Source organism: Streptomyces kebangsaanensis (assembly GCF_001906585.1).
GTDB classification, from domain to species: Bacteria; Actinomycetota; Actinomycetes; order Streptomycetales; family Streptomycetaceae; genus Streptomyces; species Streptomyces kebangsaanensis.
In genome coordinates, this window is sequence record NZ_JUJA01000085.1 from 34,659 (window position 1) to 34,861 (window position 203).

Genomic DNA, 203 nt, shown 5'->3' on the forward strand with positions numbered 1-203 from the left:
CGGCGGGCGACTTGGCCGACCAGTCCGAGGTGATCACGCTGGCGTGTTTCCCGGCCAGGAGGGCCAGACGGGCGGCCACCTCCGCGTCCGTGGGGCTGGTCGAGGAGATCGCCGGGGAGACGCCGGCCGCGTCCGTCGTGATCAGGATGTAGTGGTTCGCGGAGTAGAAGGACGTGTCGTAGCCCTGGGTGACGTAGGTTGCC